This window comes from Sphingopyxis sp. LARHCG72 (genome assembly GCF_052871675.1).
The window spans coordinates 201,256-214,609 of sequence record NZ_JBIXJU010000001.1 but is presented as its reverse complement, the minus strand read 5'-3'; the positions used below and the strand labels follow the sequence as shown (position 1 = coordinate 214,609).

Here is a 13,354-nt window from a genome sequence, read left to right as displayed (position 1 = left end):
CCGCCCCCGAACGGTAGAAGATGGTTAACCGCCCTTAATTCATGGGGCTGAGGGGGCTGGATTGATGGGCGACATGTCGCGAGAACCGTCGATGGAAGATATCTTGTCGTCGATTCGGCGCGTCATCGCACGTGACGAAGCGCCGGGCCCGGCACGCGAATCGCGGAGCGTCGAAGCCGACGATATTCTCGACCTTCAGGACGAAGAAGATGCCGCGGCCGAAGCGGCGCCCGCCACCGAAGACCTCGTCTCCGACGCCAGCGCCGACGCCGCGCGCCAGTCGCTCGAAGCTCTGACCGCCGCGGTTGCGCCGGTCGCGACAGCCGCGGTTGCGGCGCCCGCCGCCGCGGACCGCACGATGGAGGACGTCGTCCTCGACGCGCTACGCCCGATGCTCAAGGACTGGCTCGACACCAACCTGCCCTCGCTCGTCGAAGCGATGGTGGCGAAGGAAATCAGCCGGATCACCGGCAAGCGCTTCTAACCTGCGCTAACCCGCCGCCCATTCTTCCAGCAGGTGGCGCGCGATCGCCAGCGGCGGCGGCGCCATGAACGGCGCGCCCATGTCGCCGGCCAGCGCGGCGCGCACGTCGGCCCGGTCGACCCACATCGCCGCTTCGATCTCGGTCGTGTCGAGCGTCAGCGCGAGGTCGTGCGCGACCGCGCGGCAGCCGATCATCAGCGACGAGGGGAAGGGCCAGGGCTGGCTCGCCACATAGCTGACGTCCGAAACGCGGATGCCCGCTTCTTCCCACAGTTCGCGCGCGACGGCCTCCTCGAGCGATTCGCCGGGCTCGACGAAGCCGGCGAGCGCAGAGAAGAAGCCCGGCGGGAAGCCCGGCTGGCGTCCGACGAGCACGCGGCCCTCATATTCGGCGAGCATGATCACGACCGGGTCGACGCGCGGAAAATGTTCGGCGTTGCAGCTGTCGCAGCGCCGACCCCAGCCGCCGCGGAACAGGCCGGTCGGCGCCCCGCACACCGCGCAGAAGCGATGCCGCGCATGCCAGTCGACGAGGCTGCGCGCGCCGCCGTACAGCGCGGCCTCCGCGGCCGACAGCAAGGGAAGCAGCCGCATTACGGTGCGTGATCGTGCGTCGATCCGCGCGCCGACGGGCGCTTCGCGGACGAAATGCGGGATGCCGGCGTCGTCGATGCCGAGCAGCATCAGCGCACGCTCATCGGCCGGATCGAGCGATTCCCACCGCAGCCCGCCGCCCTCTCTCGGCACGAAATCGATGCCGTCGAGCAGCAGGCAGCGCGCGCGCGGGTCGGCGACGGCCTCCCCGAACCGCGCCGCATCGGTGCGAAGCTGGTCGGCGCGGTCGAGCCACGCCCCGGTAAAGCCGAGCGGAAGCGGCATCAGGCCATCACGTCCTTGAAGAAGGTCTCGCCGAACTTGTTCTGGAACGGCACCGCGTCGGGCGGCATGATCTGCGTATAACCCGCGGCGCGATAGCCGAGTTTGCGGTGCACGAAGCCGATCGTCCCCGCGGCGCCCGCCCAGCCGAAAATCCCCTCGCCGCCCGGCGAGGTCGGGAGCGACACGCGGCCGCCCGCGCCAAAGCCCTGCCCGTCGATGAAGGTCCCTTTGCGGTCGACGCTGTCGGCGATGAGGTTCGACATCGCAAGCCGCGCGGTCTCGGGCTTCATCACCCGTACCCCGCCCGTCGCGCCTTCGCCGAGCAGCATCGCGAGGAAGCGGTCGTAATCGCGCGCGCTCGACACGAGCCCGCCGCCGCCGAACGGATAGGGCGGCGGGTCGAGATAGATCGAGCTCGTCGCGGGATCGAAGGGAATCAGCGCGCCGCCGAAGGGCGCATAATTGCTCGTGAAGCGCCCGACGTCTTTTGCGTTCACCATGAAGCCCGTGCTCGCCATGCCGAGCGGGTCGAACAAGCGCGCCTTGAGGAACGCGTCGAACGGCTGCCCCGACACGACCTCGATCACCCGGCCCAAAAGGTCGAGGCTGATCGAATAGCTCCACTTGGTTCCGGGCTCATAGACGAGCGGCAGCGCCGCGAGCCGGTCGGCCATGACGGCGAGGCTCGGCGCAGGGGTCACCGGCGCGAGCCCCGGGATCGGCAGGCGGCTCGCCTGCCCGCCGACGATGCCCGCGTCGTCATACGCCTTTTTGATCGGCCCCTTCTGGATGATGTTGTAGCCGAGCCCCGCCGTGTGGGTGAGCAGGTGGCGCACCGTGATCGGGCCCTTCGCGGGCCGGACATCGGTGATCGACCCGTCGGGCGTATTCTGGACCGTCATGTTCGCGAAGGCGGGCAGGAAATCGGCGATCGGCTGGTCGAGCTTCATCTTGCCGTCCTCGATCAGCAGCATCGCGGCGATGCCGGTGACGGGCTTGGTCATCGAATACAGGCGCCACAGCGTGTCGGGACCGACCGGCGTCGCCGAATCGTTCGACTGGACCCCGGCGCCGAGGAACAGCGGCGCCTCCTGTCCCTTGCCGATCGCAGCGAGCGTGCCGGCGAGTTCGCGTCGCTCGACGAAGCCTTTGATGAACGCATTGGTCGCGGGATAGAGCGCGGCGCCGTCGGCCTTCCACGCGAGCGCGGCGCGCGGCAGCAGCGCCGCGGCGCCGCCCAGCGCCATCCCGCCCATCAGCGCGCGGCGCGAAACCATCATGTTCATGCGTCTCTCTCCAGCATCTTGTCGGTCAGCTTGCGATAGAGCGTCGGCAGCCCCGCCGCGTCAAGGTCCGCGATCGGCCACCATAGGCCTTCCGCTGCGGCATCGGGGACTTCGCGCCGCACCAGGGTCAGCGTCAGGTCGAAATGGGTGAAGCCATGGTCGACGCTGGCGATTCCCGACTCGGCGGGGCGCGCGTCGCCCCAATCGCCGCCGGGCAGCGCGCGCATCCCCCCGAGCATGCCCTTGTCTGGGCGGCGGACCAGCCAGATGGCCGCATCGCGCTCGATCCAGTGCGCGAGGCCATGGCGATGCGGCTTCGCCTTTTTCGGCGGCTTGACCGGCAGGCGTTCGACGTCGGCGCGTCCGCGTGCGCGGCAATCGGCCATCAGCGGGCAGATCGCGCAGGCGGGCGACCGCGGCGTACAGATTGTCGCGCCCAGATCCATCAGCGCCTGCGCGAAATCTCCTGGGCGGTCCGCGGGGACGACGGGTGCCAGCGCGGCGCGGATTTCGCGCTTCGCCATCGGCAGCGGCGTCTCGATCAGGCGATGGCGCGCGATCACGCGCTCGATATTGGCGTCGACAACCACCGCCGGGCGGCCAAAGGCGATCGCCGCGACCGAGGCGGCGGTATAATCGCCGATCCCCGGCAGCGCGCGCAGCACCGCCTCGCTACCCGGAAAACGTCCGCCATGATCCGCAACGACCGCTCGCGCGCAGGCGAGCAGGTTGCGCGCACGGGCATAATAGCCAAGCCCCGCCCACGCCGCCATGACGTCGGCGTCGGCGGCCGCGGCGAGGTCGGCTACCGTCGGCCAGCGGGCGGTGAAGCGCGCGAAATAACCCGCGACCGAGGCGACCGTCGTTTGCTGGAGCATCACCTCGGCCAGCCACACGCGATAAGGATCGGGAACGGCGTCGCTCCCCGGCGCGATACGCCAGGGCAGGTCGCGCGCCGCGCGGTCGTACCAGCCAAGCAGGCGGATCGCGAAGTCGTCGGCGACGGCGTCGATGATGCTGGAAGTCTGGACGCTCACCCCCCGCCTATGGCATGGCGCCGGGCATGGCGAAAGACGCAGGAGAGGATGGGCCGGCCAAAAAGGCCAAGGCCAAGGGCAAGGCGAAATCAGCCAAGCCCGCCGCGCGTCCCTATGAGCGCCCGCGCGGCGGCGAAGCGCGCTCGATTTCCGACCTCGTCCCCGAAATCGGCCGCACCGCCTTTCGCAAATTCGGCTTCGTCCAGTCGTCGGTCGTCAGCCGCTGGCGCGAGATCGTCGGCGACCGGCTCGCCGACGTCACCCAGCCCGCAATGATCCGCTTTCCCGCGGGCCAGAAAGCGGGCGGCACGCTGCACCTCACGATCAGCGGCGCGCATGCGCCGATGCTCCAGCATGTCGCGCCCGACATCATCGCCGCGGTCAACCGCTTCTTCGGCTATGCCGCGATCGCCGGCGTCCGCATGACGCACGGACAGGTCACCCCTGCCGCGCCCGTTCAGCCGCCGGCAATGCTCAAGCCCGTACCCGCCGAACTGGGGGACAGCCTGCGCGACATCGGCGACCCGGAACTGCGCACCGTGCTCGAACGCATGGCGGCAGGGCTGGCGACGCCGCCCAAGCTTCCCCGTATCAGTTAGGAAAGACGGATGTCCGCTTTTGACGACCCGCTTCTCGATCGCCGCACCGCGGTGCTGGCGCTTTCGGGCGCCGCGCTGACGCTGCTCGCAGCGACGCCCGCAAAACCCGCGGCATGGTCGCAGACCGTCACCACCAGCCCGATCGGCGCCTTCCTCGTCGGCAACCCCGACGCCAAGGTGCGGCTCGTCGAATATTTCAGCTACACCTGTCACGTCTGCGCCGATTTCGCGAAGGCGGGCTCGCTGCCGCTCAAGACGCAATATGTCGACCGCGGGCTCGTCCTGTTCGAATATCGCAACCTCGTTCGCGACCCGGTCGACATGACCGCCGCGCTGCTCGCGCGCTGCGGCGGACCCAAGGCCTTTGCCGGCAATCACCAGGCGATCTTCGCCGCCTTTCCGGCCTTCATCGCAAAGGTCCAGAAAGCGACCGAGGCGCAGCAGAAGAGCTGGTTCGAGGGCACCACCGCCGAGCGCGCGCGCAAGATCGCTGCGGGCACCGGCCTCACCGCATTGATGCGCGCCCGCGGCTACACACAGGTGCAGATCGACGCCGCGCTCGACAGCGAGGTTGCACAGGCCGAACTCACCGGCATGACCAACATCGGCCTCAACGCCGACCGCGTCGGTGGCACGCCGACTTTTTTCGTCAACGGCCGCAACGCCGGGGTCACCGCCTGGCCCGCGCTCAAATCGAAACTCGACCTTGCACTCAAGGCCTCGTAAAAGCCCCGCATTCCCTTCCGTGGAGAAAGAATGACATGACCGCATCGCTTCGTATCGCCCTTCTGTCTTCGCTCGGCGCGCTCGCCCTTGCCGGTTGCGGCGGCAGCGCAACCGACCAGAGCAAGGAGCAGGAGGTCGTCGCCAAGGTCGCCCCCCCCGCCGGCAAGAGCTGGTCGCAGGTCGTACGCGTCGACGGCGATGGCGTCGTGATGGGCAACCCCGACGCGCCGATCAAGCTCGAGGAATATGGCGCCTTCACCTGTGGCCATTGCGCCCAGTTCGCGAAGGACTCGCACGAAGAGCTGAAGCGCGATTTCGTCGACACCGGCCGCGTGTCGTACAAGCTGACGCCGTTCATGCTCCACCCGGTCGACGCGATTGCGGGCGCAATCGTCAAATGCACCGGCCCCGACCGTTTCTTCCCGCTCGCCGACGCGACCTTCCTCGAACATGAAGCCTTTGTCGCGGGCGCGTCGAAGCCGCAGCCGGGAATCGAAGAAGCGATGAAGCTGCCGCCCGCGCAGCGCTTCGTTGCGCTCGCCAAGGGCTGGGGCATCGACCAATTCTATCAGCAGCGCGGCGTCCCCGCCGCGACGATCCAGCAGTGCCTGAGCAAGGTCGAAAATGTCGAGGCGATCGAAAAGGGCACCAACGCCGGGGTCGAGAAATATCAGATCACGGGTACGCCAACCTTCATCATCAACGGCCAGGTCGCCGAAGGCGTTGCTTCGTGGGGCCCGCTGCGCGACCGCCTGCGCACGATGGGTGCACGCTGATCCTGATTTGAAGCAAGGGGCGGGCGAAACCTGCCCCTTGCGACTCCCCCGGCCACGCGGCATGACGGTTTGCAGGGGGATATGTGACACCAAGGTTGCACCAGCTCCGATTCGACGCGCTGCACGGGGATAGCCCGTGCAGATAAAGCGGCTGCGCCTGACCGGTTTCAAAAGCTTCGTCGAACCCACCGAATTGCGCATCGAACCCGGGCTGACCGGCGTCGTCGGCCCCAACGGCTGCGGCAAGTCGAACCTGCTCGAAGCGATCCGCTGGGTCATGGGCGAATCATCGCCCAAATCGATGCGCGGCGGCGGGATGGAGGATGTCATCTTCGCCGGCACCTCGTCGCGCCCGGCGCGCGATTTTGCCGAGGTCGCGCTGCACTGCGACACCGAAGGCGCGCTCGTTGCGGGCCTGTCCGACGGCGGCGACGGCGACGATCTGGAAGTGATACGCCGTATCGAGCGTGGCGCGGGCAGCGCGTATCGCGCCAACGGCCGCGACGTGCGCGCCAAGGACGTCGCGCTGATCTTTGCCGACGCGGCGACCGGCGCCCACAGCCCCGCGCTGGTCAGCCAGGGCAAGATCGCCAATGTCATCGCGGCCAAGCCGACCGATCGCCGCGCGATGCTCGAGGAAGCGGCGGGCATCGCCGGGCTGCACGTCCGCCGCAAGGACGCCGAGCAAAAGCTGCGCGCGACCGAAACCAACCTCACCCGCCTCTCCGAAATCGTCGCCGACATGGAGGTGCGCGCCAACGCACTGCGGCGGCAGGCGCGCGCGGCGGAGAAATACAAGAAACTCAGCGACGATATCCGTATCGCCGAAGGGCGGCTGATCTATGCGCGCTGGCGCGATGCCGCCGCCGCCGCCGACCAGGCGCGCCGCGATGCCGACGCCGCCGAAGCCGCGGTGAAGACCGCGCAGGACGAGCTCGAAACCATATCGAAGGCCCAGACCGAAGTCGCCACACGCGTCGCCGCGGCGCGCAGCGATGCGCAAGCGCAGCGCGATGCGCTCGCCGAAGTCACCGCGACGCAGGTACGCCTTCAGGGTGAGGAGCGTGCCGCGCTCCAGCGATTGGAGGATCTGGCGACGCAGCAAAGGCGTATCGCCGACGACCGCGCACACGAAGGCGAACTCGCGCGCGAAGCGCATGGCGCGCTGACCACGCTCGATGCCGAAACGAAATCGCTCGCGAACGACATCGCCGGGCACGACGCGGGCAAGACCGCTCTCGCCGAAGCCAATCTCGCGGCGCAAGCACGCCTTCGCGATGCCGAGGTCGCGCTGGCGCAGGCGCGCGCCAAGGCCGCAAGCGAGGCGGCCGACCGGCGCATCGCGGTGTCGGCGCGCGACGGCGCCGAAGCCGCCGTGCGCCGCGTTGCCGGCGACAAGGCCCGTGTCGACGCCGAGATCGCTGCGCTTGGCGACAGCGCCGCGCTCGCCGCGAAGCACGCCGAGAGCGTGAAAACCGCCGAAGCGGCCGAAACGGCGATCGCCGCCGCCGAAACCGCATTGCACGAGGCCGAGGCCGATCGCGAAGCCACTGCCGCTGACCTCGCAGGTGTCGAGGCGGGGCTGGCCGAAGCGCGCGCCGCGTTGGCGGCGCTGGAGGGTGAAGCGACAACGCTCGAACGCGCGCTCGCTGCCGCGCGCAGCGACGAAGATCGCATCCTCGACCGGCTTCGCGTGGCGCCAGGTTACGAAGCCGCGCTCGCCGCCGCACTTGGCGACGATCTCGATGCCGGAACCGACAGGGACGCGGCACGCAGCTGGGGTGGCGCCGATGCGGCGAAGGACGACCCCGCGCTGCCCGCCGGCACCAGTCCGCTTGCCGAGTTCGTCCAGGCGCCCGCCGCTCTCGCCCGCCGCCTCCGTCAAGTTGCGGTTGCGAAAAACGACGAGGGCCAGCCGCTCGCGGTCGGCCAGCGCCTCGTTACCTTGGGCGGCGTGATGCGCCGCTGGGACGGTTTCATCACGCGCGGCGACGGCGCGACCGCGACCGAACGGCTGCAACGCCAGAACCGCCTCGACGCGCTCGCGGCGCAGCGCCCGCAGGTCGAACTGGGTGTGCAGGAACTCCGCGACCGCCGCGACGCCGCCTCCGCCAAGGCGTCCGAGCTGACCGCAGCCGCCGCGGCCGCGCGCAAGGCGCTCGCCGCGGCCGATGAAGCGCGCCGGACCGCGCTGCGCGCCGCGGATCAGGCGCAGGCGGCGCTCGACCGCCACCGCGACGCCGCAGCATTGTTCGATCGCCGCCTCGCCGAGATCGCCGAAGCCGCCAAGGAGGCGGCCGAAACGCTGTCGTCGCACGAAGCCGCACTCGCCGCGCTGCCCGACGACAGCATCGCGCGCGCCGCGCTCGAAGGCGAAGAGCAGGCGGCCGAACGCGCCCGCACCGACGCCGGAACCGCACGCGACGCATTGGCCGCGCACGAACGCACCCTCGCCGGCCTCAGCGAACGGCAGGCGGTCGTCAGCGCCGAGATCAAGAGCTGGAAAGCCCGCGCCGGCGAAGCCGCGCGGCGCGTGACCGAAATGGACAAGCGCGCCGACGCGCTTGCCGCCGAAGCCGCCAAATTGGCCGACGCGCCCGCAAAGCTTGCCGAACAGCGCGCCGCCGCCGAGGCGCAGCAGGAAGCCCTGCGCGACAAGGTCGCCGCGGCCGAAGCGCAGGAACGCGTCGCCGAAGCCGCGCTCCGCGAGGCCGAAACCGCACTCAATGCGATCCGCGAGCGCGTTTCCGGCGCGCGCGAGACCCGCGCCGGGGCGATCGCGCGCTCTGAAAATGCCGAACTGCGCCGCATCGAAATGGGGCGCCTGTCGGGCGAACGCTTCGAGTGTCCGCCGCCGCTGCTGCCGCAAAAGGCCGGGTTCGAAAGCGCGAGCGTCGGCGACGCCAGCGCTGAATCGGCGCAGCACGACCGGCTGATCGCCGACCGCGAACGGCTCGGTCCGGTCAATCTCGTCGCGGCCGACGAACTCGTCGAACTTGACACCGAACGCGAGAAGAACGCCGCCGAGATCGAGGAGCTGACGCAGGCGGTCCACCGTCTCCGCGGGTCGATCGGCAATCTCAACCGCGAGGGCCGCGTGCGCCTGCTCGCGGCGTTCGAGGCGGTGAACACCCATTTCCAGCGCCTGTTCACCACCCTGTTCAACGGCGGGCAGGCGCATCTCGAACTCGTCGATTCGGACGACCCGCTCGAGGCGGGGCTCGAAATCATGGCGCAGCCGCCGGGCAAGCGGCTCGGCACCCTGACCCTGCTGTCGGGCGGCGAACAGGCGCTGACCGCGGTCGCGCTGATCTTTGGCCTGTTCCTGACCAACCCCGCGCCGATCTGCGTCCTCGACGAGGTCGATGCCCCGCTCGACGACGCCAATATCGAGCGTTTCTGCGACCTGCTCGACCGCATGGCGCGCGAAACCAACACACGCTACCTGATCGTTACCCACAATGCGGTGACGATGGCGCGCATGCACCGCCTGTTCGGGGTGACGATGGTCGAGCGGGGCGTGAGCCGCCTCGTTTCGGTCGACCTCGGCGGCGCCGAGGAACTGCTCGCGGCCGAATAGCCGGCTAGGGCGCGCTGCCCACCACCAGCATCGCGGCAAAGATCAGCAGGCCGGCAAAACGGTTGCTGCGGAACTTCGCCAGCGCATCCTCGCCATTGGCGGGGTCGAGCGTCACCACCTGTCCGGTGAGGTGCACCGCGGCGGGGAGCAAGGCCACCAACACCAGCGGGTCGGGCCGCACCGCCCACAGCGCGCCGCCCCAGCAAGCGAGCGCAACCGCGTAGCACATCGCGACGCCGCCCTTTACATGGCGCCCCATCGCGCGCGCGCTCGACTTCACGCCGATCAGCATATCGTCCTCGATATCCTGCAGCGCATAGATGGTGTCGTACCCGATCACCCACGCGATGCACCCCGCATAGAGCAACGGCAGCGCCAGTCCGTCCTGCCCGCCGACCGCGACCCACGCGACGAGCGCGCCCCAGCTGAACACGAGGCCCAGCCACGCCTGCGGCCACCAAGTGATCCGCTTCATGAACGGATAGCCGGCGACAAGCACCAGGCTGCCGAGCGCGACGATCTGTGCCGGACGCGGGAGCTGGAGCAGCACGAGCAGGCCGACGAGCGAGAGCAGCAGGGTCCACAGAAGCGCATTGCGTACCGACACCGCCCCGCTCGCAACCGGGCGCGATGCAGTGCGCGCAACCTTCGCATCGAGGTCACGGTCGACGATGTCGTTATAGACGCAGCCCGCGCCGCGCATCGCGATCGCGCCGGCGAGGAGCCAAAGGAACAGCGGCCAATGGCTGAGCGCGCCGCCGCCAAGCGCGAGAGCCCAGGCGCATGGCCAGTAAAGCAGCCACCAGCCGATGGGCCGGTCGAAACGCGCGAGCAGCGCATAGGGCCGCGCCGCGGACGGCAGCAGGGCCACGAAACCGCGAAGCTGGCTGTCGGGAGGATGGGTGGCAGTCATTGGCATCGGCGCGTGTAGCAGCGGCCGGGCCAGCGATAAATGGCTGATTCGATCCGGCAGCCGCGCGTGATCAGGAGCAGGTCGAAACGGTCACCGACGGCGAGGGATTATAGACCTGCGAAAGGTCGCGTCCTTCGCGGATATTGAAGGCCGCGGTCGACCGCATCCGCTGCGTCCCCAGCGCCTTGCCATAGAGCAAGGGCTCATAGTCATAAACGATCTCGACGAACATCACCGCGGTGCCCGTCGAAGCCTTGATCTCCGCACCCGCCGGTCCCATTCCGGGGAAGTCGGTGCCCGTCGCCCCCGTACCTTGCGGACCATATTCGGAATCGACGTCGAGGTTGCCATAGCAACGCTGCCAGTGAATCCACTGGCCATCGTCTTCATTCTGTTCGAGGCTGGAGAGGATGACGCGCCCCCGCGTCGCAAAATTCAGGCCCTTTGCCTGTTCTTCGACCCCGGTGAATACTTCGTTGATGTCGATCTCGCGGATCGAGGGTTGCGACAGGGCGCTTCCGAACGCGATGCGCGACGCATTGTCGGCCGCGCTGAGGCCGATCTGGCTGATACGCGTCTTGGTCAGCGTCACATTGGCGATTTCGAGGCCGGCAAAGCCGACCAACACGAGGAACGGAATGGCAAAAGCCATTTCGACCATCACCGTCGCGCGGCAATCATGCCACAGCTGCACGATCACGCGGCGCATAGAGGTCAGCCGGGCGATCATGTGCATTTCACCGGGTTGGCGTTGGTGCCGGCATTATAGGGCTGGTTACGCAGCACGGTCGATTGCTTGAGGATCGTCTTTTGCGGCTGCCCCAGCATCGACCACACCGGCAAGATCCGGTTGAACTCCATCGACGCGGTATAGAGCACGATGTCGTCAGCGCCGCCATTGCCGGCGCGGCCGCGGTCGGCGTCCCAGCTGCCGTTGGCGTTGATATCCTCGAAGCACTCACCGGCGTCATATTGATTGTTGCCGTTCTTGTCCTTGAACGGTTCGGGTTTACCGACCGCGTCGAAGCTGTCGTAGGTCTGGCGCGTGAAGGTGACGGTCGCCTTGCCGAACACATTCTTGACCGCCGTGCGGACCTTTTCATCGAGCACGGCCTGGTTCGCGGCGTTGCCTTCGAGCGTCGAATCGCGCGCCGCTTTTGCGACGGCGCCCTGCAACACCTGCCGGGCATAGAATTGCCAGCTATAGTCGAAGATGCCCATCAGGAGCAGCAGGAAGAGCGGCGCGGTCAGCGCGAACTCGGTGATCGCGGTGCCGCGCTGATTCCCCCGGAGGCGCCGCGCGAGGTCGATGAAGCGCCGGGTCATTGCGACAGCCTCAGGCGCGAAATCTGGTCGGCGATCGACTGGAATATGTCCTGGAGCTTCTTGTTGCTGCCCGTCTGATAGGCCTTGCCGACCGTCGCGCACCGGGTGAGCTGGTCGTTGAGCGACACGCCGAAGCCGATCACCCAGATGACCACCGGCGCGTCATTCTTGCCGACGGGCATATTCTTGGCCCGGGCGCATAGCTGTTCGAAGCGATTGTTGTGGCGAGCGACCGCGTCGTTGTCGTCCGAAGCGCCAACCCGCGCGATCACCCGTTCCTGGCCCTGATGCGAGAAATTGGCGCGCGGCGTGGTCATCGCGCCGTCGGTCATGAAGATGATGTGGCGGCTGATCGGGCGCTTGTTCGTCACCGTGGTATTCTCGGTAGCGAAGAGGCCGGTGGGCGAGATGAGGCGTGCGCCCCACGCCATCCCCGAATCATGATAGGTATAGCCCTGCGGCTTCAGCTCGGCGATCTTGTCCTTGAACTTCTGCTTACCCGCCGTGTCCATCTCGGTCAGCTTCATCGCCGGGACCGGGCAGGCGCCGGTATCGGTATCGGGATCATCCGCGGCCTTGCCGAAACTGGTGTTGTTGCTCGTGCTGTCTTCGGTGGCCGATCCCGAGCGGCTATAGGCGAAATCGGCGAGGAACATCTTCCACTTGGTGTCGTCGTTCGACGTCGGCACCAAGTTGACGTCCATGTCGTACGCGTCCGCCGGTGCGGTCGTGTTCTTGTTGAAGGTCGTGGTCTTGCGCTCCATGATGCAACCGTCCCAGTTGGACGTGAAATTGGCGCCGTCCTTCCCGGTGTTGAAGGTCATGTTCGCGCCGCCCTTGCCGCCGGAAACGTTGAAGGTCCGGTTTTCGTAGCGATATTTGTCGAAGCTTCCGTTCGATTTATAGCGCGGCGAGCGCGAAGGCACCGTCACCGAATCGGAAATCCAGGCCGGATTGGCCGAATTCAGAATGGCGCCGACGTTGACCGTACCGCTGTATGGAACGACCCCGAAACGCAGCCGGCCATCGCCGATCTCGGCCTTGGTCAGCGTATCGAAAAACACCATCGCCGCGTTGCGCAGCCCGACGATTTTCGAATCCGAATCGCCCGGGTTTTTCGACTCCATCGACCCGGTGACATCGAGGACGAGGACCACGTCGGTGTTGGAAATTTCAAGCTTCGCGGCGCAGTTGGCGGTCAGATTGAACTGATCGGTCCCGAACATGAACATGATCGCCGACGGCAAGGTCGCGCTGGCGGTGCCGCTGACGTCGGTCTTGTTGCTGCTCGCCGTCGACGTGAAGCTGATATTCTCGCTGCCGTAGATATTCGCGGGGAAGTTGAAGTTGAACATCTTGTTCGCTTCGGCCTTCGGGGGATCATTATAGTCTCCGCCCGCCATCGCGCGGCGACCGGCGAGAACGCCGGCGTCGCAGGCCTGCTGCAAGCGCAGCTGGGTCATATAGGCGCGGCCGATGTCGACCGCCGAACCGACGATCCCGATAACCGGCACGACGGCGGCAGCCGTCAGCATCAGGGCGTTGCCGCCCTGGTCGCGCAGAAGCTGTTTGGCGCCGAGCCGCACGCGGCTCAATACGGTCCCTCGCATGGTTTAAACCCCTCTTCGGCCCGCGGCACGCCCCACCAGATGGGCCGCTGGTAAACTCGCACTAGGGGAGGACTGCTTACCAAAATGCTAATCGGGGGCTGCGGCTTCGGCCGTTAACGGCGGTTTTGACCCGGATCG

Annotated in this window: 12 protein-coding genes; 5 read left to right on the top strand and 7 right to left on the bottom strand. The window is 67.7% G+C overall.

Annotation, left to right across the window (positions count from 1 at the left end):
• Window positions 1-91: 91 nt before the first annotated feature.
• Window positions 92-484 (top strand): DUF2497 domain-containing protein, encoded by a 393-nt coding sequence (locus tag ACIPPQ_RS01075; RefSeq protein WP_446542381.1) that lies wholly within the window; start codon window positions 92-94, stop codon window positions 482-484.
• Window positions 485-490: 6 nt separating this feature from the next.
• On the opposite strand, the gene nudC is transcribed toward ACIPPQ_RS01075, so the two are convergent.
• From nudC to ACIPPQ_RS01060, 3 genes are read right to left on the bottom strand one after another with little or no spacing between them, the layout of a single operon-like run.
• Window positions 491-1,363, bottom strand: a complete 873-nt coding sequence (gene nudC, locus ACIPPQ_RS01070; RefSeq protein WP_446542380.1) for an NAD(+) diphosphatase — start codon at window positions 1,361-1,363, stop codon at window positions 491-493.
• Window positions 1,363-2,649, bottom strand: a complete 1,287-nt coding sequence (locus tag ACIPPQ_RS01065) for a serine hydrolase domain-containing protein (RefSeq protein ID WP_446542379.1) — start codon at window positions 2,647-2,649, stop codon at window positions 1,363-1,365. Before ACIPPQ_RS01065 ends, nudC begins: the two co-directional genes overlap by 1 nt.
• Window positions 2,646-3,686, bottom strand: coding sequence for an A/G-specific adenine glycosylase (locus tag ACIPPQ_RS01060; protein ID WP_446542378.1), 1,041 nt, complete (start codon window positions 3,684-3,686; stop codon window positions 2,646-2,648). The genes ACIPPQ_RS01065 and ACIPPQ_RS01060 overlap by 4 nt, the downstream gene beginning before the upstream one ends.
• 26 nt (window positions 3,687-3,712) lie before the next feature.
• On the opposite strand from ACIPPQ_RS01060, the gene ACIPPQ_RS01055 reads away from it, so the two are divergent.
• From ACIPPQ_RS01055 to smc, 4 genes are all read left to right on the top strand, one after another.
• Complete coding sequence (locus ACIPPQ_RS01055) at window positions 3,713-4,285, top strand: DUF721 domain-containing protein (RefSeq protein ID WP_446542377.1); 573 nt, start codon at window positions 3,713-3,715, stop codon at window positions 4,283-4,285.
• Window positions 4,286-4,294: 9 nt separating this feature from the next.
• Entirely contained in the window at window positions 4,295-5,011 is a 717-nt protein-coding gene (locus tag ACIPPQ_RS01050) for a thioredoxin domain-containing protein (RefSeq protein ID WP_446542376.1), read from the top strand.
• Window positions 5,012-5,046: 35 nt separating this feature from the next.
• Complete coding sequence (locus ACIPPQ_RS01045) at window positions 5,047-5,787, top strand: DsbA family protein (protein ID WP_446542375.1); 741 nt, start codon at window positions 5,047-5,049, stop codon at window positions 5,785-5,787.
• A 136-nt stretch (window positions 5,788-5,923) separates the two neighbouring features.
• Window positions 5,924-9,367: a chromosome segregation protein SMC gene (smc, locus tag ACIPPQ_RS01040; protein WP_446542374.1), complete on the top strand. Its 3,444-nt coding sequence runs from the start codon at window positions 5,924-5,926 to the stop codon at window positions 9,365-9,367.
• A 4-nt stretch (window positions 9,368-9,371) separates the two neighbouring features.
• On the opposite strand, the gene ubiA is transcribed toward smc, so the two are convergent.
• The 4 genes from ubiA to ACIPPQ_RS01020 all read right to left on the bottom strand — a co-directional run bounded on the left by ubiA (window position 9,372) and on the right by ACIPPQ_RS01020 (window position 13,216).
• Window positions 9,372-10,280 carry a 4-hydroxybenzoate octaprenyltransferase gene (ubiA, locus tag ACIPPQ_RS01035; protein ID WP_446542373.1) on the bottom strand — a complete coding sequence of 303 codons (909 nt, stop codon included), beginning with the start codon at window positions 10,278-10,280 and terminating at the stop codon, window positions 9,372-9,374.
• 70 nt (window positions 10,281-10,350) lie between these two features.
• Entirely contained in the window at window positions 10,351-11,010 is a 660-nt protein-coding gene (locus ACIPPQ_RS01030; RefSeq protein ID WP_446542372.1) for a TadE/TadG family type IV pilus assembly protein, read from the bottom strand.
• The gene (locus tag ACIPPQ_RS01025) at window positions 11,007-11,606 is read right to left on the bottom strand and encodes a TadE/TadG family type IV pilus assembly protein (RefSeq protein ID WP_446542371.1); all 600 of its coding nucleotides are present in this window, start codon (window positions 11,604-11,606) and stop codon (window positions 11,007-11,009) included. The genes ACIPPQ_RS01030 and ACIPPQ_RS01025 overlap by 4 nt, the downstream gene beginning before the upstream one ends.
• Window positions 11,603-13,216 (bottom strand): pilus assembly protein, encoded by a 1,614-nt coding sequence (locus ACIPPQ_RS01020; RefSeq protein WP_446542370.1) that lies wholly within the window; start codon window positions 13,214-13,216, stop codon window positions 11,603-11,605. Before ACIPPQ_RS01020 ends, ACIPPQ_RS01025 begins: the two co-directional genes overlap by 4 nt.
• Between the last annotated feature and the right edge of the window lie 138 nt (window positions 13,217-13,354).